The 23,895-nt window shown below is 67.6% G+C and carries 15 protein-coding genes; 10 read left to right on the top strand and 5 right to left on the bottom strand.

Going from position 1 to position 23,895, the window contains the following annotated elements; translation table 11 throughout:
• Positions 1 to 61: 61 nt before the first annotated feature.
• Positions 62 to 1,129 carry a hypothetical protein gene (locus VFY73_RS17875; protein ID WP_329721223.1) on the top strand — a complete coding sequence of 356 codons (1,068 nt, stop codon included), beginning with the start codon at positions 62 to 64 and terminating at the stop codon, positions 1,127 to 1,129.
• A gap of 20 nt (positions 1,130 to 1,149) precedes the next feature.
• Here VFY73_RS17875 and VFY73_RS17880 read toward each other — a convergent pair whose 3' ends face one another.
• A complete protein-coding gene (locus tag VFY73_RS17880) occupies positions 1,150 to 1,899 on the bottom strand; it encodes a TSUP family transporter (protein ID WP_329721225.1) in 750 nt (249 codons plus the stop codon).
• Between the two features lie 86 nt (positions 1,900 to 1,985).
• Positions 1,986 to 4,331 (bottom strand): serine hydrolase, encoded by a 2,346-nt coding sequence (locus tag VFY73_RS17885; RefSeq protein ID WP_329721227.1) that lies wholly within the window; start codon positions 4,329 to 4,331, stop codon positions 1,986 to 1,988.
• A gap of 674 nt (positions 4,332 to 5,005) precedes the next feature.
• Between VFY73_RS17885 and VFY73_RS17890 the strand changes: the two genes are divergently transcribed.
• Entirely contained in the window at positions 5,006 to 6,505 is a 1,500-nt protein-coding gene (locus VFY73_RS17890; RefSeq protein WP_329721229.1) for a PAS domain S-box protein, read from the top strand.
• The gene (locus VFY73_RS17895) at positions 6,502 to 7,353 is read left to right on the top strand and encodes a response regulator (protein WP_329721231.1); all 852 of its coding nucleotides are present in this window, start codon (positions 6,502 to 6,504) and stop codon (positions 7,351 to 7,353) included. The genes VFY73_RS17890 and VFY73_RS17895 overlap by 4 nt, the downstream gene beginning before the upstream one ends.
• 88 nt (positions 7,354 to 7,441) lie before the next feature.
• On the opposite strand, the gene VFY73_RS17900 is transcribed toward VFY73_RS17895, so the two are convergent.
• The 3 genes from VFY73_RS17900 to VFY73_RS17910 are packed head-to-tail and all read right to left on the bottom strand — an operon-like array spanning position 7,442 to position 11,447.
• Entirely contained in the window at positions 7,442 to 8,197 is a 756-nt protein-coding gene (locus tag VFY73_RS17900; RefSeq protein ID WP_329721233.1) for a GntR family transcriptional regulator, read from the bottom strand.
• Positions 8,194 to 9,969 (bottom strand): glycerol-3-phosphate dehydrogenase/oxidase, encoded by a 1,776-nt coding sequence (locus tag VFY73_RS17905; RefSeq protein WP_329721235.1) that lies wholly within the window; start codon positions 9,967 to 9,969, stop codon positions 8,194 to 8,196. The genes VFY73_RS17900 and VFY73_RS17905 overlap by 4 nt, the downstream gene beginning before the upstream one ends.
• A complete protein-coding gene (locus VFY73_RS17910; RefSeq protein ID WP_329721237.1) occupies positions 9,966 to 11,447 on the bottom strand; it encodes an FGGY family carbohydrate kinase in 1,482 nt (493 codons plus the stop codon). Before VFY73_RS17910 ends, VFY73_RS17905 begins: the two co-directional genes overlap by 4 nt.
• Before the next feature lie 173 nt (positions 11,448 to 11,620).
• Between VFY73_RS17910 and VFY73_RS17915 the strand changes: the two genes are divergently transcribed.
• From VFY73_RS17915 to VFY73_RS17945, 7 genes are all read left to right on the top strand, one after another.
• Positions 11,621 to 12,655 (top strand): substrate-binding domain-containing protein, encoded by a 1,035-nt coding sequence (locus VFY73_RS17915; RefSeq protein WP_329721239.1) that lies wholly within the window; start codon positions 11,621 to 11,623, stop codon positions 12,653 to 12,655.
• Complete coding sequence (locus tag VFY73_RS17920) at positions 12,652 to 14,196, top strand: sugar ABC transporter ATP-binding protein (protein WP_329721241.1); 1,545 nt, start codon at positions 12,652 to 12,654, stop codon at positions 14,194 to 14,196. The genes VFY73_RS17915 and VFY73_RS17920 overlap by 4 nt, the downstream gene beginning before the upstream one ends.
• The gene (locus tag VFY73_RS17925) at positions 14,189 to 15,190 is read left to right on the top strand and encodes an ABC transporter permease (RefSeq protein ID WP_329721243.1); all 1,002 of its coding nucleotides are present in this window, start codon (positions 14,189 to 14,191) and stop codon (positions 15,188 to 15,190) included. The genes VFY73_RS17920 and VFY73_RS17925 overlap by 8 nt, the downstream gene beginning before the upstream one ends.
• Positions 15,187 to 16,173, top strand: coding sequence for an aldo/keto reductase (locus VFY73_RS17930; RefSeq protein ID WP_329721245.1), 987 nt, complete (start codon positions 15,187 to 15,189; stop codon positions 16,171 to 16,173). Before VFY73_RS17925 ends, VFY73_RS17930 begins: the two co-directional genes overlap by 4 nt.
• 28 nt (positions 16,174 to 16,201) lie before the next feature.
• Positions 16,202 to 17,077 carry an aldolase gene (locus tag VFY73_RS17935; protein WP_329721247.1) on the top strand — a complete coding sequence of 292 codons (876 nt, stop codon included), beginning with the start codon at positions 16,202 to 16,204 and terminating at the stop codon, positions 17,075 to 17,077.
• Positions 17,078 to 17,468: 391 nt separating this feature from the next.
• Positions 17,469 to 22,166 (top strand): Ig-like domain-containing protein, encoded by a 4,698-nt coding sequence (locus tag VFY73_RS17940; protein ID WP_329721251.1) that lies wholly within the window; start codon positions 17,469 to 17,471, stop codon positions 22,164 to 22,166.
• A 117-nt stretch (positions 22,167 to 22,283) separates the two neighbouring features.
• On the top strand, positions 22,284 to 23,895 hold a 1,612-nt coding region (locus VFY73_RS17945; RefSeq protein ID WP_329721253.1), incomplete at its 3' end, for a GMC family oxidoreductase.

Raw genomic sequence — 23,895 nt, forward strand, 5'->3', positions numbered from 1 at the left:
GCTTGCGCAACAACACTTCGCCAACGGGCGGCTGGTCGCCACGATCGGGCTGCTGGCACCCATGGAGCGCAGCGGGTTGCCCATCCCTTTGGTCGCCTCCATCGATCACCTGCATTGCGTCGCGGCCTTCCGTCTTGGCGAGCTCGATGACAGCCTGAGGCGCGCGCGGTCGTTCCTCGAGCGGGTGGACCCGGGCGTCGAATCGGCGCTGGAACAGCGGTTCGCCGTCCTGGCAGTCGCGGTGGTGGCGGCCGGTGAGCTGGCGCTGTACGAGCGGTGCCTCGACCTTCTCACCGAACTGCTGGGCCTGGCCTGCAGGATCGGCGGCCTGGCGCACTACGTTCGTGCCCGTGGCACCGCGGCCTCGGCGTTTCTGCTGCTGGGCGATCTCTGGGCCGCGCAGCGCATCCTGGCGGTGCTCACGAGCGAATTCGACCAACCGCATTCGGAACTGCGCCTGGAAGCGACCATGCGCTGCAACCACGCTTCGCTGTGCCTGCAGCTGGCGCGCATGGCACGCGACGCGGCCGACCCCGAGGCCGCGCAGCAGGCCATCGAGGATGCCGCGCACAGCGTGGAGCGGGCAGTGCTCGCCGCCGACGGCCTGCAAGACCTGCGCATCGTCACGTTCGTCGACCTGCACCAGGTCGAGCTGAGCATGCTGCAAGGCGACGGCGACAAGGCGCGCTCGTTCCTCGCCAAGGCCATGAAGGGCGCGCAGGCGGCCGGCCTGAACGCGCACTGGCGCCACCTCGACCTGCTGCAGGCCGAGATGCTGCTGAATGATGGATCCGCCCAACCGGCGCTCGACATCCTCGATGGTCTGCGCCAGTCCGAAGGTACAAGCAACGAGCTCAACACCCGCCTGCGGCAGCGCGAGCTCGAATACCGGGCCCTGCACGCAGCCGGCCGCGACGCCGAGGCCCTCGAGGCCCGGGCGGCATTCGACAAGCTGCACGCCTACCGATCGTTCCGACAGGCACGCGCGCAGTCCACACTCATGCGCAAGCGCCTGGAGCTGGAGCACCTGTTCCGGCGCGGCTCCGAGGGGGCGGGCTTTGGCGAAAAAGAGGGTGTCTCGGAAAAGAGAAAGAAAAGCCCGCCACGCCCGAGTTCACGTCGCTGCTGAATGGGCCGCCAGGGAAGGCCCTAGACCAGACCGACAGCCAGTCCAGCACCGATCAGCAGCATTGCCACCGCCACGGTGATCTGGACGGCGTGCAGCGTGACTTTCTGCAGCACACGCTTGCCGACGAATGAACCGACGAAGGCGCAGATGGTGCCCACGGCGACCGGCGTGAGCAGTGCATTCGACGTGGCCAGATGGCTCGCCATGAAGCCGGTGCCGTAGACCACCAGCCTGGCGGCATCGACGATGACCGCCGAAACGACACCCGTCGCGACGAACGCCTCTTTTGACAAGCCACTCTTGAGCAAGAAGGCCGAGCGCAACGCACCTTGGTTCCCCGACAGGCCACCAAAGAAGCCGGACAACGCGCCGCCCAGCGCCAGCCAACTCGGCGAGAACGCCAGCGCTTGAAAGCGGGGTGACAGCTCCAACAGGGCGAATACCACGATCAAGGTGCCGATGACGGCCTTGATCACTGTCACCTCGAACGTCGATCCGCCGAGGGTATAGCTCGCCACGACCGGCATCTCGTCGAACAGATGGAGAAGACTGGCTCCAGCCATGGCAGCGACGGCGGCAGTCACGCTGAAGCGTGCCACCACCCGCCAGTCGGCCTGCCTGGCCATCAAGCCGAACTTGAAAATGTTGTTGGCGAAATGCACGACAGCCGTGGCCGCAATCGCCAGCGGAACCGGGAAGAACAGCGCAAACACCGGCATCAGCACGGTCCCGAGGCCGAAACCGGAGAAGAGTGTCAGCGCAGAGATCACCAATGCCGCAACGCCTATCAAGACAAGTTCCATTTGAGCCTTCGACTATCCATGCGGACGGATCTGCGCGGTGTGACCGAGCTTCGTCATCGCGGAACGGGTGGCAACTGCGCCGCGCTGCGCGGCAGCGGCGACCCCTCGTACAGCAGCGCAGCGGCGCGCCGCTGCAGGAAGTCGCCCCAGTCCTTTTCCCAGCGCTCGCGGGCCTGGGCGGGCGGCAGTCCGTCGCGCAACTGCTGCAGCGTCTGCGCCGAGCCGACCATGCCGATCGTGCGCTCGGCGAAGAACTGCCGCGGCCACAGGCGGTGCAGCGCCTGCACCAGCGCCGCGCCCAGCAGCGAGGCGTCGAAGCGCTCGCGGTCGGTCACGCGCAAGGCCACGCCCTCGCAACGCTGTCCGGCATGGGGTGCCGCCTTCGGCACGAACTGGATCGCGCGCACCGCAACCCCGGGCAACTGCTGCTCGGCAAGCACCTGCGCCAGCCGGTCACCGTCGATCCAGGGCGCGCCGACCCACTCGAAAGGATGGTCGGTACCGCGGCCGACGCTCACCGGGGCCCCTTCGACCCACGCGACGCCGGGGTACAAGCGCGCGCTGTCGGGCCGGCGCAGGTTGGGCGAGGGGGGGACCCAGTCCAGCCCGGTGGACTCGAAGTCCATGGCGCGGCGGTAGCCGCGCATCGCGACCACCTGCAGGTCGACCGAGAGCCCCTCGTCGGCCTTCAGCTCGGCAGCGAGGTAGCGGGCCAGTTCACCGATCGTCATGCCATGCTGCACCGGCAAGGCGGCATAGGCGGTGAACGACTGCAGGCCCGGATCCCGTTTCGGGCCGGCGACACGGTCGGCACGCGCCGGGTCCGGCCGGTCCAGCACGACCACCTGGATGCCGGCCTTGGCCGCGGCACGCAGGCATTCGCCCAGCGTCGCGAGGTAGGTGTAGAAGCGCACGCCGGCGTCTTGCAGGTCGATGACCAGCGTGTCGAGGTCTTGCAGCGTCTCGGGGGCCGGCCTTTGCGTGGCCCCATAGAGGCTGACGATCGGCAGGCCGCTGAAGGGCTCGGTGCCGGCGTCGATGCGGCCCTCGGCATCGGCATTCAGCCCATGCTCGGGCGTGAACAGGCGCACCAATCGCACGCCCGGTGCGTGGCGCAGGCGGTCCAGCGTGCGCCAGCCGTGGCGGTCGATCGCGGCCGAATGCGTCACCAGGCCGATCCGGCGCCCTTGCAGCATCGCGTAGCCCTGCTGGCGCAGCACGTCGATGCCAGTCCACACGGGCGCCGGGCCATCGTCCGGCCGCGGGGCTTGCGGGTACAGCGGCGGCTCGCCGTCTTGCGGCGACGGCGGCTGCAGGCTGGCCACCAGCGCGAGCACCTGGCGGCGCAGCGGACGGGCGTCGCCACGCCCGTCGGGGTGCAGGCGGCTGGTCAGCAGCACGACGAAGCGGCGGTGGGTGAAATCCAGCCAGATGCCGGTGCCGGTGTAGCCGGTGTGGCCGACGGCGCCCCAGGCAGGCAGGGCCTCGCGCTCGGCCTGCAGCGGCGCGATCAACGACCAGCCCAGGCCGTGCCAGCCGGTGGCCGAAGCGGCGCCTTGCGGCCGCTGCAGGTCATTGATCGTGCCGCGGAACAGCGGTGTCGTCGGCCCGGCACGCAACATCGCCTGCGCAAAGCGGGCCAGGTCGTCCGCGCTGCCGAACAGGCCCGCATGCCCGGCCACACCACCGGCGCGGCGCGCGGTCGGGTCTTGCACAGTGCCGCGCAGCCAGCCATCGGTCATCGGCTCGGTCGGGGCGATGCGTGGCGCCAGCCGCCTCGGCGGCCGAAAGCCGGTGTCGTGCATCTGCAGCGGCTCGAACACACGCCGCTGGCACTGCGCTTCGAGCGATCGGCCGGCCACGCGCTGGACCAGCACACCGAGCGCGAGGAAGTTCAGGTCGCTGTACAGGTAGCGGCTGCCGGGCGCACTGACCGGCGTCTCGGCGAGCAGCCGCTTCCAGACCGCGGCGGCGTCGTCGGTCGGCCGCAGCGTCAGCCCCGGCCGCAAGCCCGAGCTGTGCGACAGCAACTGGCGCACCGTGATCGCCCCCTTGCCAGCGGCCGCAAAGGCGGGCCAGTAGCGAGCAGCGGGAGCGTCGAGTTGCAGGCTGTCACGCTCGACCAGCTGCAGCACGGCGGTCGTCGTGCAGACGACCTTGGTCAGCGAGGCAAGGTCGAACACCGTGTCCGCCGTCATCGGCTCTGGTTGCGGCCCGGCCGCTCGAAGGCCCCATGCGCGCCGCAGCCAGACGTGCTGCGCATCGCCGACGATCACCACCGCGCCCGGCACCGCACCGGCCGCCATCTGGCCCCGCACCGCTGCGTCCAGTGGGGCCCAATCGGTCGGCCCGGGCTGCGCGCCTGCATTCAACGCCAGCGCGACGAGCCCGGCGATCATCCCGCGTCGCGCGGCGTTCAGCCACTGGCGGGCTTCACGCCGGCCGGCGGGTACTGGTCTTGCGGGTTCTGCGGAATCCACCCATTGCCCCCATGGTTTCGGCGGCCTCGATCTGCGCCCGATCTTGCACGGCGGAGCCACCATCGTGCCGTCAGAATCGAAACCACGTTGGCGATTCTTTGGCCGCGACGGGCGGGGCCGCGTGATCGGGCGCAAGCCGGGTGCAAGGCCCGGCGCAGGGGCGCCGGTGTTTTCTTCGCTGGCGGTGCGGGGGAATGGGGCGTCCTCGGGGCCCCAGGAGACGGGATCTTCTCCAGGTTGGGCGTTGCCGCGTAGGGCTGACGGGCAAGTCGCCGTGCTGCCGGTCAGATTGAGAACATGCTTTGCTTGCGTTCCCTTCAACCGGACGGCGACTTGATTCGAGTCATGCAAGCCCAGGCGCATATCCTGAAGGACGAGCACCTCGTTGCACGCGGCCTGACGAGCAGGACACGAGCCGGTGGGCGTGGGCATTTCTTCCAAGCATTTGCCTGGGGGGCACGAGTTGTGCCCCAACACGGCTGGACCCGATTTCCGCCGGCCTTCGAACAACGGCTGCCGCGCCGACCGCTTGCGTTCGGTAGACGGAGCAGTGGCGACCGCCCGGAGCTTCAGCGAAAGCTCGAAGGAGGCAAATGCGTGACGTAGAGCTGTTTGAAATCATTGCCGAGGATTCACCCGACGGTCTCGTCTTGGTCGGCAATGACGGCCTCATTCGATTCTGGAATCGAACGGCCGAGGCGATGTTCGGCCATCGGCGCGAAGAGGCTGTTGGCCAGCGGTTGCACCGCCTCATCCTACAAGCCGAAGACGACGACAGACCCATGGCTTCTGAATTCGGAGACAGGCCCGGCGTCTCCTTCGACGCCGTAGCTCGCAGCGGCACAGGTGCGCTGCTCTACATCAACGTGGCCTCACGCCGATTGCGGTCCGATGGCAAGCCGATAGGAGAGCTTTACAGCTTGGCCGATGTGACTCAGCTGCGCACGCGCCGCGATGCTCAGCTGTTGCAGGCTCGCTACCGGAACTTGCTGGACTCGATGCCCGACGCCGTCGTGGTGGTCAACGAGATCGGTCGAATCGCGCTGGTCAACCGGCAGGCAGAACACATGTTCGGATATGGCCCGGACGAGCTGGTCGGGGCGCCGCTGGAAACGATGATGCCCGAGCGATACCGCGCGGGACACTGGCGGCACCGGGAGCGATACATGAATCGGCCCCACACACGCCCGATGGGCGAGGGCCTGGAGCTCTACGGCCAGCGTAACGGCGGCGAAGAGTTCCCGGTCGAGATCAGCCTGAGCCCCTTGCGCACCGATGTCGGCCAGTTCGCGCTGAGCGCGATCCGGGACATCAGCGAGCGGCGTCGTGTCGAGCGAGTCCTGGAAGAAAAGAACCTCGAACTGGAGCGGGCCAATCAAGCCAAGGACCGGTTTCTGGCGGCGATGAGCCACGAGCTTCGCACCCCCCTGAACGCCATCATCGGCTTCACCGGCATCTTGCTGATGCGGTTGCCGGGCCCCCTGACGACCGATCAAGAAAAGCAGTTGACGATGGTCCAGTCCAGCGGCAAGCACCTGCTGTCGCTGATCAACGACCTCCTTGACTTGGCCAAGATCGATGCCGCTGGCGCGCTGATGCGGGTCGTGCCGTTGGATTGCAGCGCCTTGATCGAGGAGGTCGCCACGACGCTTCGGCCCGCGGCGTCAGCCAAGGGCCTGCAATTGGCAACCAACGTGGCGCAGGACGCCTGGGTGATGGCGGATCGACGAGCACTGCAGCAGATCACGATCAACTTGGCCAACAACGCCATCAAATTCACCCAGCGCGGCGCGATCGAGATGTTCGTCGAGTCGGCCGGCAATGGTCTTTGGGCGATCGGCGTGTCAGATACGGGAGTAGGAATGAGCGCCGATGAAGTCGCCCAGCTGTTCCAGCCATTCACCCAGGTGGGCTTGGCCAGTCAGCGGGCCAGCAGCGAGGGCACCGGATTGGGCTTGTATCTATGCCGCAAGCTGGCCGAATTGCAGCAGAGCTCGATCGAAGTGCGCAGCCACCCCGGGGTGGGGAGCCGATTCTGGTTCGTCCTGCCGGCGGTTGAGCCGCAGCGCAACGGCGTCGTGGAGCCGACATGAGAGTCCCTTGCGTTCTGGTTGTCGACGACAACCCCATCAATCTCGAGCTGGTGAGCTATCTGCTGAACAGCGCCGGCTGCCAAGTCATCTCGGCAGAACACGGACAGCAGGCGTTGCATGTTCTGGCCGAGCGAACGCAGATCGATGCAATCCTGTGCGACATCCAGATGCCGGTGATGGATGGGTATGAGTTTGCACGACGAGTGAGGTCGTCCGCCGCGTGGTGTGGGATTCCAATGATCGCGGTTTCGGCGCTGGCCATGGTGGGCGACCGTGACCGCATCTTGGACGCGGGATTCAGCGACTACCTGTCCAAACCTATCGATCCGCTGTCGTTCATCAGTGTCCTGAAAGGGCTGGTTCCGGGCCTGAGCGTGACTCAGGAATTGGGTGTCCCGGTGCCGGTGCCGGTGCCGGCGCCGGCGCCGGCTCCGCTGCGCAAGCCAAGTACTGGAGCCACCGTCCTTGTGCTGGACGACACGCCCGCGAACCTGCGGCTCAAGCGAGACCTTCTCGAGCCATTGGGCTACCGAGTCGTGACGGCGGACAGCCCGCCTGCGGCGTGGCAGCTGGCGAAGTCCGTGCGGCCACAACTCATCATCAGCGATGTCGGCATGCAGGTCGGTAGCGGCTTCGACTTCATCGCGATGGTCAAGGCAGATCCCGAACTATGCGGCGTCCCGTTCATATTTCTGTCGTCCACGCATTGGGACGATGCGGCCCGGGAACGGGGGCTGGCACTGGGCGCCGTACGTTACTTGCGCCGTCCGATCGAGTCGGGCGAGTTGCTGCGGGAGATTCGCCGGTTCCTGGGAGAGGCACCATCCCACGGGGAGCCTTCAAAGTAGCCGCCGCTCGAGATGAGCCCCTGTTTGAAGGACGTCTTTGCCTGATGGGCTTCTTCCGCGGCAAGCCAGGGCTGCTCGGGCCACCACTTCAGGTCGTCGTCTGCACGTGCAGGCGGCTGGTTGCGCAGCGGTGCAACGCGCGGTAGTGCTCCAGCGGCCGGCCCGAGGGGCCGTAGGCGATCGATTCGATCCGCAACAGCGCCTCGGGCGTGGCCAGCTCCAGCAGGCGGCAGGTCTCGGCATCAGGCAACACGGCGTCGATCCACCGTTCGGCACGGACGATGCGCAGGCCGTATTGGCGCCGCAGCACATCGTAGAGCGAGCGGTTCTCCAGCCGCGTGCGGTGCAGGCCCGGTGCCAGGTCCGCGGGGATGGCGGTTTCGACCAGCAGCTGCAGCTCGCCGTCGACGCTGCGAAGCCGCTTCAGCGCGACGACCTGGTCACCTTCGGCCAGCGCCAGGGCATGGGCTTCGGGCGTGGTGGGCGCGCGCAGCTCCTGCACGAGCACCTGGGTGCGCACGGTGCGGCCCTTGCGCTCCATCTCGTCGGAGAAGCCGAGCACGGTGGAGACGAAGTCTTCGTCGCGTTCGCGCGCCGAGACGAAGGCGCCGCGCCCCTTGATCTTGTAGATCAGGCCGCTGCGCACCAGGTCGGCCAGCGCCTCGCGCACGACGATGCGGGAGATGCCGAACTGCTCGCCGAGTTCGGCCTCGGTGGGCAGCTTGGCGCCGATGGCGAGTTCACCGTTCAGGATGAGGCCGCGTAAAGAGTCCCGGAATTGCGTCCACAGCGGTGATTCCGCGTTCCGGTCCAGAAGGGGGGCGATGTCTGCGAGGCTGTTCACGTGGGTAGGGGGCTGGAAATCAGCTCAACGGTCAATGATGCATCGAAAGGGGCGCCGGCCGGTGCCGGGGATGCCGCCATTCGCGCGAAGTGGCGCTCGCGCAGCGTCGCCGCACACGTTTGCACCTCGTGACGCCGGCGCGCGGCGTCCCAGCCGAGCGTGTGGCCGGCAACATCGCCCAGCTCGGCCAGCAGTGCATCGGTCACCTGGCCACGGATCGCGAGCAGCGTGCGGCGCATGACCAGGTCATCCAGGTGGTGAACGGCGCTGTTCCGGCACAGGTATGCGATCTCGGCCGACGAATAGCCGGGCGCGTGCCGCAGCGGCACATCGCCTGCCGCCGCGAACCGAGCCGCCAGCTCGCTGGCGCTGGCGCCGTAGCGCCCCACCAGCGCCGCCGCGCGACGCCGGCTCACACCACGGGTCAGCACAATGTGGGCCACGAGCCTGTCGACGCCGGATGGGTCGATCGGGAAATTCATGCCGCCGCCGATCGCCAGCGCCTCGGTCGAACGCGTGCGCGGCTGGCCCAGAAGGCGCAGCACCTCGTCCGTGGCCTGCTCGGCCAGTGAACGAAAGGTCGACCACTTGCCGCCGACCAGGCACACCAGCGGTACCTCTCGCATGGCGTTCGGCGGGTCGATCACCACCGAATGGTCGCGCGAGATCGTACCGGGCTTGTCCGCGTCGGAGCGGGCGAGGGGCCGCACGCCGACATAGGTGTAGACCACGTCGTCGCGGGCGAACGCCAGCTGCGGAAACACCTCGCGCATCACGTCGAGCAAGTAGTCGATTTCGGCCATCTCGGTGACGACCTGATCGGGGTCGTCGATCGGAATGTCGGTCGAGCCGACCAGCACCCGGTCCAGAAAGGGGTAGACGATGCAGACGCGGCCGTCGGGCGCCTCGAAGTACACCATGCGGCCCTCGAGCTGCCGGTGCAGCGCCGGGTGGTCGAGCACGAGGTGCGAGCCCTTGGTGCCCATGACGCGTTCGCCGGCGCCGCCAAGCGCCGCGGCCGAGTGGTCGAGCCAAGCCCCCGTGGCGTTGACGACCACGTCGGCGGTGACCTGGACCTGCTCGCCGGTCAACTCGTCGCGCAGGGTCAGCGCCTTGCCGCCGAGGGCAGTGACCTTGCAGTGGTTCGTGGCGACGGAGCGTGGCTGGTCGATGCCGGCATCGGCGATCAGCTCGAGGATCAGCCATTCGGGGTGGCTGATCCAGGCATCGAAGTAGGTGGCGGTCCAGCGCACCGTCGGCCGGAACAAGGCACCGTCGTTGGTCGACACGCGTGCAATGCGATGTTTGGGCATCACCCGGCGCCGGCGGCCCAGCAGGTCGTAAAGCCGCAGGCCGAGTGCGACGACGAACAGGCCGCGGTTGCTGGGCGCCATCGAGACGCCGAAGAAGCGCAGCATGCTGCTCAGCAGACCACCGAAGGGGCTGGACAGCGGCACCACCGTCTCGAGTGGGCGCACCAGGTGCGGCGCGTTGCGCAGCAGCAGGTTGCGCTCGCGCGTGGCCTCGGCCACCAGCGAGAACGCACCGTTCTCGAGGTAGCGCAGCCCGCCGTGGATCATGCGCGACGGCGCGCTGCTGGCACCGGCGGCAAAGTCGGCCTTGTCGACGATCAGGCAATCGACACCTTGCAGCGACAGGTCGCGGAACACGCCGACGCCGTTGATGCCGGCACCGACGATCACGCAGGTGAAGTGCCGCCCCGCCAGCGCGGCGGGCCGAACGTGCGGCGACGGCGCAGCGCCGCCGCTCACCGGCCGGCCCCCGCGAGCTGCGCGAACACCGGAGCGATGTGGTCGATCATCGCGTCGAACCCGGTCAGGTAATCTGCGTAGGCCTGGGAGGCGGCCGTGTCCGGCTCGACCAGGCTGCGGCTGGCCGGAATGACGCCACCTGCACCTTGCGACAGCGCGGCGTACAGCGCCGCGCCGCGCGCGCCGGTTTCGTCGTCACCGCAACGCTCCACAGGGTGACCGAGGAACGAGGCCAGCAGCCGCACCAGGCGCTCGTCGCGCGCGCCGCCACCAAGCGCCGCCACTTGATGTGGCATGCCCAGGCCTTGCGATGTGAGGTGGCCAAGGTGTCGCGCGTGCAGCGCCGCCACCGCATCGACAACCGCTCTCGCCATGTGCGCGCGGTCATGGTGGGCTCGCAGACCGACGAAGCCGGCCATCGCATGGGGCGGCGCACTGCCGCCGTTGATGAAGGGCAGAAAGCGCAACCCGGCTGCGCCCAGCGGCATCGACATCGCGCAATCCACCACCGCGGCCGCCGACGCGAACTGCAGCGTGCGGGCCAGCCAGGCAATGTTGGCCATCGAGGACGGGGTGTTCTCCAGGTACAGCCGCTGCTCGGCGGAGCCGAAGTGCACCACCGCGCCGACTGTGGGCAGCGGCTCGATCACCGGCCCGACCACGGCGTTGACACACCAGGTGCCGAACACGGCCACCGCCTGGCCGCGCTCGTCGGCGCCCACCGCCTTCAACGACGCGAGCAGGTCGATCGCGCCGATGGCGACCGGCAGCCCGGCCGGCAGCCCGCATTCCTGCGCGGCGGCGCGTGTGAGCGTGCCGATCGCAGTGCCGCTCGGCACGATGGGCGGCAGCTCGAAGGCGCCGGCATCGAGCCCGACCGCCTCGAACGCGGCGCTCGACCAGGTGCCGGTCGCCAGCGACAGCAGCCCCGCGGTGCTGGCATCGCTGGCGTCGGTGGCGATCGCGCCGGTCAGCAGGTAGGCCAGGTAGTCCTTCGCGAACAGCAGGCGGCTCGTCGCCTGGCGGCGCCAAGGCTGCGCGGTGAACATTTCGGCAGCGATGAGGGTCGGCTGCCCCGGCCATGGGCAGCAGCCGACCTCGGCCAGCAACGCGGCGCCATCGCGCACCGCCAGCGCTCGTGCACGCAGACAGGCGCGCTGGTCGGTCGAAGCCACGGCGTGCCCGCCCACCAACTGGCCATCGGTGCCGAGTGCATACAGCCCGGCGCCGTGGCCGGTGCAGCCGATGGCGCGCACCTCGCGCAGCCGCGGGCCGAGTTGCCCGGCGACGCCGCGCAGTGCGTTGAACAACGCCGCGTGGATCGCCGGTGCGTCCAGCTCGCAGCCGCCGTGCGGCAGCGAGCGAAAGGGCAGCGCGACGCCCGAAGACGCCAGCGCTGCGCCGCTGCCAGCCTCGAAGGCGACCGCCTTGAGGCCCGTGGAACCCATGTCGATTCCGAGGTAGATGTCTGTTCGCATGTCATAACATCATTGCGGAAGAATTGGTCGATAGTAGCAGCGTTTCCCCTAATAACAGCTTGACCCGACTCCTCTACATTTCGTCGTTGTCATGACAACTGATGGAGAGTTCAGGTGTCAGGCGAAGCGCAAGAGACCCTTGCGGATTCAACGGAAGTACAGGAGACAACGCGATGAGGCGAGATTTCTTGAAGGCTGCGACGGCTGCGGCAGGCATGGGCCTGGCAGGCGGCTCTGCATTTGCACAGGGCGCCGCTGCCGCCGGGTTGCGCGGCAATCCGAGCGATGTGTACGTGATGAACGTGATGGTCTCGGGCGTCGAGTACTGGTTCCCGGTCTACGAGATGATGAAGCAGCTGGGCCGCACGCTGGGCGTGAAGACGCGCTACACCGGCACGCCCGAATACGACGTCAACAAGCAGCTGGCCTCGTTCGAGCAGGAGCTGGCGCGCAAGCCGGCGGGCATCTTGCTGCACCCGATGAACCCGGACCCGTTCATCGAGCCGATCAACCGCGCCGCGGCGATGGGCATCCCGGTGGTGACCTTCGCGGCCGATTCACCCAACTCCAAGCGCGTCTCGTTCGTCACCTCCGACAACGAGCGCGAGGGCTCGTATGCGGCCGATGCGATCGCCACCGCGCTGGGCGACAAGGGCGAGTACGCAGTGCTCGAGAACCCCGGCCAGGACAACCACGACCGGCGCGTGAGCGCCTTCGTCAACCGAATGAAGACGAAGCACCCCGGCATGAAGCTGGTCGGCCGTGCGGCGAGCAATCAAGACCCGAACAAGGCCTACCAGGCCACGCTCAGCCTCGCGCAGGCCAACCCGAACCTTGGCGCGATCTTCATGCCCGAGGCCAACTCGGCGCTCGGTGCGGCGCAAGCGAAGGTCGAGACGAAGAAGAACATCCGCGTGATGTGCTGCGACGTCAACGCGAAGATCCTCGACATGATCAAGTCCGGCGACGTGTTCGGCTCGGTCAACCCGAACCAGGGCGTGCAGGGCTACATGGGGATGATGCTGCTGTTCCTGGCGCGCAATGCGCAACTCATCGACCCGATGAACGACGCCAAGCGCAGTGGCAACAATCCGATGGCGGTGCCGTTCCTCGACAACGGCCTGTCGATCGTCAGCAAGGTCAACGCCGACGACTTCTACTGGGACAAGTACCTCGCTCGCCGAGGCACGAAAGGCATCAACGAATGAGCGTTGACCGGCCGTCCTCGCCCGATGCGCCATTGCTCGAGTTGCGCGGCATCCACAAGCACTTCGGCGCGGCGCGTGCGCTCGCCGGGGTGCACTTCTCGCTGCGGCGCGGCGAGATCCATGCGCTGTGCGGCGAAAACGGCGCCGGCAAGTCGACGCTGATGAAGATCATCGACGGCATCCACCAGCCGAGCGCCGGCGACATCGTGCTCGAAGGCGAGAAGGTGGTGATCGACGGCCCGGCGCACGCGATGCGGCTGGGCATCGGCCTGGTGCACCAGGAGATCGCGCTGTGCGGCGATGCGACCGTCGCCGAGAACATCTTCATGCACGAAGTGGCCGGCGGTGCCGGCGCGTGGATGGACTACGCGGCGCTCAACGAGCGGGCCAGCCGGGTGCTCGCGAAGCTGGGGCAGGACCTTGCCCCGCATCGGCGTGTCGACGAGTTGCCGATCTGCCAGCAGCAGTTGGTCGAGATCGCGAAGGCGCTGACGCTGGATTGCAAGGTGCTGATCCTCGACGAGCCGACCGCCGCGCTGACCGAGCTGGAATCGGCCGCGCTGTTTCGGGTGCTGCACGACCTGAAGGCGCAGGGCATCGGCATCATCTACATCAGCCACCGCATGGCCGAGATCTTCACGCACTGCGACCGCGCCACCGTGCTGCGCGACGGGCGCGACGCGCTCTGCGCGCCGATTGCCGATGTGAGCCCCGATGTGCTGGTGCGCGCGATGGTCGGCCGCGATCTGGGCAACTACTTTCCGCCGAAGGCCGCGCCGGGCGCGGATGCCGTGCCGCTGTTGGAGGTGCTGGACATCGGCGATGGCGAATGTGTCCACGGCATCTCGTTTTCACTGCGCCAGGGCGAGGTGCTGGGCATCGCCGGCTTGATGGGCGCGGGCCGCACCGAGCTGGCCGAGATGGTCTGCGGCCTGCGCCGCACGCGGCGCGGCAGCGTGCGCCTGAACGGCCGGCCGTTGACGATCGGCCAGTACGGCGACGCGTTGCGGCACGGCATCGCCTACCTGAGCGAAGACCGCAAGGCCGCCGGCGTCTTTCTCGAGATGTCGGTCGCGCAGAACATCTCGGCGATGGCCTCCGAGCGCGTCAGCTCGCGCTGGGGTTTGCTCAGGCGCTCGGCCGAGCGCAGCCTCGGCGAGCAGCTGAGCGAACAGCTCGGCATCAAGTCGGCTGGCACAAGCTGCGAGGTGGCGAGCCTGTCGGGTGGTAACCAGCAGAAGGTGGCGATCGCCAAGCTGCTGGCCACCAACCCGGCGGTGATGCTGATGGACGAGCCGACGCGCGGTGTCGACGTTGGCGCGAAATCCGAGATCCACCACCTGCTGCGCGAACTGGCGCACCAGGGCGTGGGCGTGGTCGTCATCTCGTCGGAGCTGCCCGAGATCATCGGCCTGTGCGATCGCGCACTGGTGATCCGCGAAGGCCTGGTCGCCGGTGAAGTGCCGGCGCATGAGATGAGCGAAGAAGGACTGTTGCGACTGGCCTCCGGCCTCGTGGCGAAGGAGTTGATGAATGTCTGAGACGATCGCACCGCCCGCATTGGCCGCCGCCCCCCGAGCGAAGGCAGGAGCCAGCCCGATCAAGCTGCGCGAAGCCGGCCTGCTGCTGATCATCGTGGCGCTGTGCGTCGTGATGAGCTTCGCGTCAGAGTATTTCCTGACCTGGGACAACGTGCGCGCGATGCTGCTTTCGTTTTCGATCGAGGGCATCGTCGTCGTCGGCATGACGGTGCTGCTGATCGTCGGCGGCATCGACCTCTCGGTTGGCTCGGTGGTGTGCCTGGCGATGGTGATCACCGGCAAGCTGTTCCTGTTGGGGCTGGACCCGTGGACTTCCGGGCTGGTGGCGATCGGCTGCAGTGCGTTGATCGGCGCGATGATCGGTGGCTGCGTCACCGGCATCGGGCTCAGCCACTTCATCGCTTCGCTGGCCTTCATGGTGATCGTGCGCGGCATGTCGCTCGCGTTGACGCAGGGCACGCCACAGTCGCTGTTCTCGCTGCCGCCGGAGTTCAAGTTCATCGGCCAGGGCGCGCTCGGTGGCATCCCGGTGGTCATCATCATCTTCGCGCTGATCGTCGGCGCCAGCGACTTTGCACTGCGGCGCGCCGCGCTGTTGCGCAAGGTGTTCTACACCGGCAGCAACGAGAAGGCCGCGCTGTACTCGGGCATCCGCACCGGCCATGTGAAGTTCTGGGTCACCGTGCTGTGCTCGGCGATGGCAGGGCTGGCTGGCGTCATCTACACCGCGCGCTTCGGTGCCGCCACGCCCACCTTCGGCATCGGCATGGAGCTCAATGCGATCGCCGCGGTGGTGATCGGCGGGGCCAGCCTGAAGGGCGGCTCGGGCACGGTGCTTGGTGCGGTGCTCGGCCTGGCGCTGCTGTCGGTGGTCAGCAGCTCGCTGATCCTGCTCGATGTCTCGCCGTACTGGCAGGACGTCATCAAGGGCCTGATCCTGCTGGTCGCCGTCACTGTCGACCATCTCCTCAACGTCAAGAAGATCCTCAGATGAACAAGACAAAGTTGGGCTCGTCGGGCATCGCCTGCGAGAGCGTTGGCCTGGGTACCTGGGCCATGGGCGGCTGGATGTGGGGCGGCAGCGACGATGCCGCCGCCATTCAAGCGATCCGCGCGTCGCTCGATGCCGGTGTGCGGCTGATCGACACCGCGCCGGCCTATGGCCTGGGCCATGCCGAGATACTGGTTGGCAAGGCGCTCGCCGGCCGGCGGAGCGACGCCGTCATCGCCACCAAGTGCGGGCTGGTGTGGCACACGCAGCAGGGCACGCACTTCTTCGACGAGGAAGGGCAGCCCGTCTACCGGCACCTCGGGCGCGAATCGATCTTCCATGAAGTCGAGCAAAGCCTGAAGCGCCTGCAGACCGACTACATCGATCTCTACATCACCCACTGGCAGGACGCGAAGACGCCTGTCGAAGAGACGATGGGCGCGCTGCTCGACCTGAAGCGGCAGGGCAAGATCCGCGCGATCGGCGTCAGCAACGTCGATGCGCCAACGCTCGCCGACTACCTGCGCCACGGCCCGGTCGATGCGATCCAGGAGCGCTACAGCCTGATCGACCGCGAGATCGAGGCGACGCTGTTGCCGCTGTGCCGGCAGCACGACACCGCGGTGCTCGGCTACTCGTCGCTCGCACTCGGTCTGCTGACTGGCCCGATCGACGCACAACGACGTTTCAATGGCGACGACCAGCGCAACGGCAACCCGCGCTTTTCTGCGGAGAACCGCCAGAAGCTGAACGCCTTCTTCGCCGACATCGAGCCGGTGCGTGCGCGCCTTCAATGCTCGTTCGCGCAGCTGATGATCGCGTGGACCACGGCGAACGACCGAGTCACGGTGGCCCTGTGCGGTGCCCGCAATGCGCAGCAAGCGGCCGACAACGCCGGCGCCACGCGCGTGCTGCCGGGCAACGATGACCTGCTCGCGATCGAACGCGCGGCCGATCGGCACCTGAACGCGCTGACGAACTGGTGAACCCCACACGAAGCAAGGAGTGAGCGCGATGCTCGACAGAAAACAACCCCGACTGGCCCGCCTGCTGCGCCAGGGCCGCTGCCTCGACATTGCCGTCGACCACGGTGTCTGCAACGAACCCAGCTTCCTGCAGGGGCTGGAGGACATGAGGCAGGTGATGGACCAACTGGTGGCCGCCGGCCCCGATGCGATCCAGCTCAACTATGGCCAGGCCGACCTGCTGCAGCACCGTGCCGGTCGCGACAAGCCAGCGCTGGTGATGCGGCTGGACATGGGCAATCCTTACAACGCCACGACGCATCGCGTGATGTGGGCGTTGCTGCAGAACGGGCAGGACCCGGTGCTGCCGGCGGTCCAGCTCGATGCCGCATGCGTCGTGGTCAACCTGTTCATGCTGCCCGACGAGCCCGATCTGTTCCGCCAGTGCGTGGCCAACATCGCGCGCGTGCGGGCGGACTGCGACCGCTACGGCATGCCGCTGATGATCGAGCCGCTGGTGATGGCGCCGAACAGCGCGCGCGGCGGCTACATGGTCGATGGCGATGCGGAAAAGATCGTCACGCTGGTGCGGCTGGCGCGCGAGATGGGCGCCGACATCATCAAGGCCGACCCGACGGCCGACCCGCACGAGTTCCATCGTGTCGTGCAGGCGGCGCGTTGCCCGGTGCTGGTGCGCGGCGGCGGCAAGGAAGAACTGCCGCAGGTCTTCGGCAAATCGCGCGTGCTGCTCGACCAGGGCGCGGTGGGCATGGTCTATGGCCGCAACGTCTACCAGCACCCCGATCCATCGGCCGTCGTGAAGGCGCTGATGGCGATGGTGCATCGCGGTGCCAGCGCCGAGGCGGCCTGGGACCTGTACCAGTCGGCAGCTTCTGCCCGTGAGGAGTGCCGCGAACCCGCATAGCGGGCTACTGGCGCAACGAACAACCCAGGGGAAGGGCAGGTGTCCTGTTCCAGAAATACGCCGCATTGAGATTCGACCAGATGGTGATGATCGCGAGTTCGGACGGCTGGGCAGATACCCAGCGTATCTGCCCTGATGGCCGGGCGCGCGAGGGCGCCATCTGGCCGAACCCCTCCGGGGCGGGCCGATATGGGGCGCTCGCAGCGCCGCCAAGCCAGGCAGATACGACTTGGTATCTGCCTGGCTCGCCGACTCGCGATCATCCCCATCTCGGCTCGTCCAATGCGGTGTATTCCTGGAACAGGACACCAGCTCCCCGTCGATCGATTCATAACGACCCGCCGTCATGGACAGGTCACGCCTGTGTGTGAACAACGAGGAGACATCGGTGTTGAAACTCAAATCCGTCATCTTGGTGTTGGGGCTGATCCTGGCGGCCCTGGTCAGCCATGCGGCCGTCACGGGCCGCAGCCTGTTGGTCACGCTGCGTGAGCTGGGCGCGGCCGTCGGTACCAGCGAGGCGCAACCCGAGCAGGCCTTGCTGCCCTTGGGCGGCCCGGGCCTGGGCAACCTGACCTACAACCAGTCCGAGCTGTTTACGCCGGTTTCGTGGATCCGCCGAGACGACAACGGCGTGCCACCGACCTACCCGAACCGCAAGGACTTCGGGCTGAACGTCGGGATCATGCACAACGGTTACTTCCTGACGCTGTTCGCGCCGGACAGCGGCTGGGGCCCGGGCGGCTTTCTGCTCTACGACGTGTCGAATCCGCGCTCGATCCGGCTGGTCAAGCGCATTTACGAGCCCGAGGGCCGAACGGCCGAGTTCCGTGAAGCGCACTCGATGGGCACGGCAACGATTGGCGGCAAGAACTACATCGTCATCGCGACGACGCGTGGCGTGGAATTCTGGGATTTCACCGACATCAACGACATCAAGCAGGTCAACAAGCTGCGCCTGCCAACGACCAACGCCGGCGACTACGCCGATGTGAGCTGGCAGCTGTGGTGGCAGGCACCATATGTCTACGTGGCCTCGGCCAACCATGGTGTCTACATCGTCGACGCGCGCGACCCGGCCAATGCGGTGATCGCCAACCGCGGCGCCGGCAAGCCGAACCCGGTGCCGATCGGCGAGCTGGGTGGCTTTCGCATCGGGCCGATCTTCACGCTGGGCAACCAGATGGTGCTGACCTCGATGGACAACACCGACGGCTTCGCGAGCCTGGACATCTCCGACCCGCTGAACCCGAAGGTGCTCGACAGCGTCAGCTCGAACCCGAACTACTACGCCACCTGCTTCGACGGACGGCACCTCTACGCGTCGGTGCGCGGCGGCGGCGCGAAGATGTTCGGCTACGACCTGGCCGACCGCACCCGCTTCGTCGCGAACGACAACCGCCTGGTCATCGACGAGCAGCTGTACTGCGGCACGCAGGACAACTACGTCTTCCAGGGCGCGCAACACAAGATGCACAAGGTCGACGTGAGCAACCCCTTGCAGCACGTCGAAGTGGGCCGCGGCGGTCTGTTTCCGCCGGGCTCGCCGGACGAAGAGCATTCGGACCATGGCCAGGTGGCGCCTTTCGGCAACCTGGTGTTCATCGGCAACGATCACGGCTCCGGCAGCGGCTTCATGGTGCACGCCACCGCGCCCGACACGACCAAGCCGGTCGTCAAGCAGGTGTCCCCGGCCAACGGCGCGCGCCAGCAGGCCTTGACCTCGCGCATCGGCCTGGGCCTGAGCGACAGCATCCTGCCCGAGAGCGTGAACAGCGGCACCTTCATCGTGCGGCCCGTGGGCGGCAACACGCTCGCCGGCACCTACAGCGTGCAGCTCGGCATCATCAACTTCTCGCCGAACCAGCCGCTGCAGCCCAACACAAGCTACGAGGTCTACCTGCCGGCCGGCGGCGTGAAAGACTATGCCGGCAACGCGATCGGCCCCGACTATCTCGCCACCTTCACCACCGGCAATGCGCTCGACATCGCGCTGGCGCATCACTGGAGCCTGGCCAGCACGCTCGACGACCCGATCGGCCAGGACGACGGTGTGCCAACCGCCAACGATGCCTTCGAAAGCATCGGCCTGAACTTCGCACCGCGCCTCGGTGGCGTGGCGCTGAAGGACGACACCGTCGCTTCGGTGCTGGGCGGTACCGCCTCGGTCAGCCTCTACCTGAAGAGCACCCAGACGGGCACCAGCGCGCCTTGGACGGCGCCCGGCATCTTCGGCCGCGACCAGACCGGCGGCTCCGATGACGTCTTCTGGGGCTGGTTCGACAACACCGGCCGCCTGAACCTCTCGGTGGGTGACGTGGCCAACAACAACCCCGGCACCAAGTCGATCAACGCAATCAACGATGGCCAGTGGCACCACGTGGTGATGACGCGTGATGCGGCCACCGGCGCACAGGCGATGTACGTGGATGGCGTGAAGACTTCGTCGGTCGGCCGAACCGGCGCGATGGGGCTGAAGAACCGTTTCAACATGCTGGGCCAGATCCAGGGCAACAGCGACTTCTTCCGCGGCACGCTCGCCGATGTGCGCGTCTTCGGCCGCGTGCTGAGCGATGGCGACGTGACGGCGTTGCGCTCGCTGCCGGTCGTCGGCGACCCGGGCCTGGGCGATGGGCCAGCGCTGGTCAATGGCCAGGTCGTCTTCAACCCGACCGTGCTCGGCGGCTCGGCGCAATACAGCTGGAACTTCGGTGATGGCACCAGCTCGCCTTTCTCGAGCCAGGCGCGATCGACGCACACCTATACCAAGGCGGGCCACTACACCGTGACGCTGACGGTGCGCAATGCCAACGGCCAGGAGACCTACTACACCTTCCAATTGACGGTGATCACGCCGGTGACGGCTGTTCAGCCGACCCACACCACCAACATCACCGGTGACGCCAATTCGGTCTACAGCGTCAACCCCGACAGCGGAACGGTGACCGCGCTCAACGCTCAATCGCTGGCCAAGCGCTGGGAAGTGCGCGTCGGCAACGAGCCGCGCACGCTCGCCGTCGGCCCGGATGGGCGCATCTGGGTCACGGTGCAGGACGACGACAAGCTGGTCGCGTTGAATGCGGCCGACGGCACCGTCTCGGCCACCGTCACGTTGCCCTACGGCAGCGGGCCCTACGGTGTCGTCTTCACGCCGGATCGCTCGAAGGGCCTGCTGACGCTGGAGAGCAAGTCGACGCTGCAGAGCTTCGACCCGACCAGCGGCGTTGCCAACGGCAGCCTGGTGCTTAAAGGCGCGGTGCGTGGCATCGCTGTCGCGGGTGACTCGCAGGCGGCCTACGTCACGCGCTTCAAGTCGTCGGCCAACGGTGGGCAGCTGTTCAAGGTGAACCTGCTGGACCTGACGGCCAATACCACCGTCGCGCTGCAGGTCGACACGACGACGATCGACGACGAAAGCCGCTCGCGTGGCGTGCCGAACTACCTGAGCCAGGTGGTGATCTCGCCGGACGGCAAGCGCGCGGTGCTGCCGTCGAAGAAGGACAACATCGTGCGCGGCAAGTTCCGTGACGGCCAGAACCTCGAGCATGACCGCACGGTGCGCTCCATCCTGTCGCAGGTGGATCTCGCCGCGGCGAAGGAGGTCCCGGCTGAGCAGCTGGACTTCGACGACCGAGCTCCGGCCCGCGCGGCACTGTTCGCGCCCAACGGCGACTACATCTTCGTCGCGCAGATGGAGGGCAACCGCGTCGCGATCGTCGACACCTACAGCCGCGCGGTTCGTGGCGAAATCACCGACGTCGGCCGCGCGCCGCATGGGCTTTACCTCGACAAGGCACGCAACCGCCTGTTCGTCAACAACTTCCTGGCGCGATCGGTGTCGGTGCACGACGTGGCGCCGGTGCTGTCGGGCGAGAGCGGGGCGGCGAACTTCGTGCAATCGGTGAGCACGGTGGCCCAGGAGACGATGACGGCCGCAGCGCTGCGCGGCAAGCAGCTCTTCTACAACGCGGGCGACCGCCGGATGAGCCGCGACAACTACATGTCGTGCGCCAGTTGCCACGCCGACGGCGGCGACGACGGCATGGTGTGGGATTTCACCCAGCGCCGCGAAGGCCTGCGCCGCACGGTGAACCTGCTCGGCCGCCAGGGCCTGGGCCACGGCCGCGTGCACTGGACGGCAAACTTCGACGAGATCCAGGACTTCGAGAACGACATCCGCAACGCCTTCGGAGGCACCGGCTTCATGAGCAATGCGGATTTCGCGGCCACCTCAGACACGCTCGGCCCGCCGAAGGCCGGCAAGAGCGCGGCGCTCGATGACCTGGCCGTCTACGTGAGTTCGCTGTCGCGCCACACCCGCAGCCCGGCGCGCACTGCCGATGGCACGATGACTGCCAAGGCGCTGCGCGGCAAGCAGGTGTTCGACACGGCGCAGTGCGTCACCTGCCACAGCGGCATCACGCTGCGTGATGGGCTGCGCCACGACGTCGGCACGATCCAGCCGTCGTCCGGCCAGGGCAACGGCCAGCCGCTGCCGGGTATCGGCTTCGACACGCCGACGCTGTTCGGCACCTGGTCGGCGCCGAACTACTTCCACAACGGCCAGGTGACGACGCTGGAGAAGCTGTTCGCGTTCGGGCACGGCAACAGCGGCGCGCTCTCGCTCGAAGACCAGCAGGCACTGGCGGCCTACGTGCGCTCGCTGGACGCGACGAGTGCGCTGCTGCGCATCCGCTCGAACCTGCCCAACAGGTACTGCATCAACATCGGCAAGCGCCTGACCGACAGCGGCGCCAAGGCGATCCTGTACCGCTGCGGCACCGCCGACAACGAGGTGTTCGCCGTCAACAACGTCGATGGCTACCAGCAGTTCGTCGTCAAGCACAGCGGGTTGTGTCTGGCCGAAGGCCCGGTGACCACCGCGCCGATCCGCTCGCTGGTGCAACTGGCCTGCAACTCGGGCGCGGCCACCCAGTGGTCGGTGGTCGGCTCGACGCTGCGCAGCCGGTCGACCAACGCATGCATGGATGTGCCGGGCGGGACGGACCAGGAGGAGACGGAGCTGATCACCTACCCGTGCAACAACGGCAACAACCAGAACTGGACCCGCGAGATCGCGGGCAAGTAGGGCAACCGAAGAAGGCGCGCGGGCCGCCGCCGTATCAACGAACCTGAGCAGTCGCAATTGAGCAGTTCCAACACCTTCGACTACATCGTGATCGGCGGCGGCACGGCCGGTGCGCTGATGTGCAACCGGCTGACGCAGGACCGCGACCACCGCACGCTGCTGATCGAAGCGGGTGGCCGCGACCGCCACCCGTGGATCCACGTGCCGGTCGGCTACCTGTACTGCATCGGCAACCCGCGCACCGACTGGCTGTTCCAGACCGAGCCGGACACGGGCCTGAACGGCCGGCGGTTGCGCTACCCGCGCGGCAAGACGCTGGGTGGCTGCTCGAGCATCAACGGCATGATCTACATGCGCGGCCAATCGCGGGACTACGACCACTGGGCCGAGCTGACCGGTGACGATGCCTGGCGCTGGGACCGCGTGCTGCCGGCGTTCATGCAACACGAGGACCACTACCTCGGCGACCAACCCGGGGAAATGGCAGGCGACGCAGAGTTCGCCGCTTACCACGGCGTGGGCGGCGAGTGGCGCGTCGAGAAGCAACGGCTGCGGTGGGACATCCTCGATGCGTTCGCGCAGGCGGCGCAGCAGGCCGGCGTGCCGGCCTGCGCCGACTTCAACCGCGGCAACAACGAGGGCGTCGGCTACTTCCAGGTCAACCAGCGCGCCGGTTGGCGCTGGAACTCGGCCAAGGCCTTCCTGCGGCCCACTTGCGACGCGCGGCCCAACTTCGAGCTGTGGGTGAACTCCCGCGTCACGCAGCTCCTGTTCGAGACGGCAGCGGACGGTCGCCCGCGCTGCGTGGGCGCGCGGGTGTGGAACGGGCGGCAGATGGTGGAGGCGAGGGCGCAGCGTGAGGTGGTCCTGTGCGCCGGCAGCATCGGCTCGCCGCAGATCCTGCAGCTGTCAGGCATCGGGCCGTCGGCGCTGCTGCGCCAGCACGGCATCCCGGTGACGGTGGATCTGCCCGGTGTCGGCGAAAACCTGCAAGACCATCTGCAGATCCGCGCGGTCTACCAGGTGCAGGGCGCGTTGACGTTGAATGAACTGGCATCGACGTTGCGCGGCAAGGCGCGCATCGCGCTGGAGTACCTGTGGGGCCGACGCGGCCCGATGAGCATGGCGCCTTCGCAGCTCGGCGCCTTCACGCGCAGCTCGCTCGACTACGCATGGCCCAACATCCAGTACCACGTGCAACCGCTGTCGCTCGATGCGTTCGGCGAGCCGTTGCACCCGTTCCCGGCCTTCACCGCCAGCGTCTGCAACCTGAACCCGACGAGCCGCGGCACCGTCCGCATCCGCAGTGGGCGTGCCGAAGACGCGCCGGCCATCGCGCCGAACTACCTCAGCACCGCCGAGGATCGCCGCGTGGCGGCCGATTCGCTGCGCGTCACGCGGCGCATCGCCGGGCAGCCGGCGCTGGCCCGGTACAAGCCGCAAGAGATCAAGCCCGGGCCGCAATTCGACAGCGACGGTGATCTGATTCGCCTGGCCGGCGACATCGCCACGACGATCTTCCACCCGGTGGGCACCACCAAGATGGGGGCCGACGGCGACCCGCTGGCGGTGCTGGACTCGCGCTTTCGCGTGCGCGGCGTGCATGCGCTGCGCGTGGTCGATGCCGGCGCGATGCCGACCATCACGAGCGGCAACACCTGCAGCCCGACCTTGATGATGGCCGAGCGGGCAGCGGGCTGGATCCGGGCCGCGGCGACGCCTCGCGGCT

The organism is Ideonella sp., assembly GCF_036277275.1.
Lineage (GTDB): Bacteria > Pseudomonadota > Gammaproteobacteria > Burkholderiales > Burkholderiaceae_C > Ideonella.

Coding starts and splice junctions, on each gene's coding strand:
- VFY73_RS17875 (WP_329721223.1), top strand. CDS start 62: ATGGAGCGCAGCGGGTTGCCCATCCCTTTGGTCGCCTCCATCGATCAC.
- VFY73_RS17885 (WP_329721227.1), bottom strand. CDS start 4,331: ATGATCGCCGGGCTCGTCGCGCTGGCGTTGAATGCAGGCGCGCAGCCC.
- VFY73_RS17890 (WP_329721229.1), top strand. CDS start 5,006: ATGCGTGACGTAGAGCTGTTTGAAATCATTGCCGAGGATTCACCCGAC.
- VFY73_RS17895 (WP_329721231.1), top strand. CDS start 6,502: ATGAGAGTCCCTTGCGTTCTGGTTGTCGACGACAACCCCATCAATCTC.
- VFY73_RS17910 (WP_329721237.1), bottom strand. CDS start 11,447: ATGCGAACAGACATCTACCTCGGAATCGACATGGGTTCCACGGGCCTC.
- VFY73_RS17915 (WP_329721239.1), top strand. CDS start 11,621: ATGAGGCGAGATTTCTTGAAGGCTGCGACGGCTGCGGCAGGCATGGGC.
- VFY73_RS17920 (WP_329721241.1), top strand. CDS start 12,652: ATGAGCGTTGACCGGCCGTCCTCGCCCGATGCGCCATTGCTCGAGTTG.
- VFY73_RS17925 (WP_329721243.1), top strand. CDS start 14,189: ATGTCTGAGACGATCGCACCGCCCGCATTGGCCGCCGCCCCCCGAGCG.
- VFY73_RS17930 (WP_329721245.1), top strand. CDS start 15,187: ATGAACAAGACAAAGTTGGGCTCGTCGGGCATCGCCTGCGAGAGCGTT.
- VFY73_RS17935 (WP_329721247.1), top strand. CDS start 16,202: ATGCTCGACAGAAAACAACCCCGACTGGCCCGCCTGCTGCGCCAGGGC.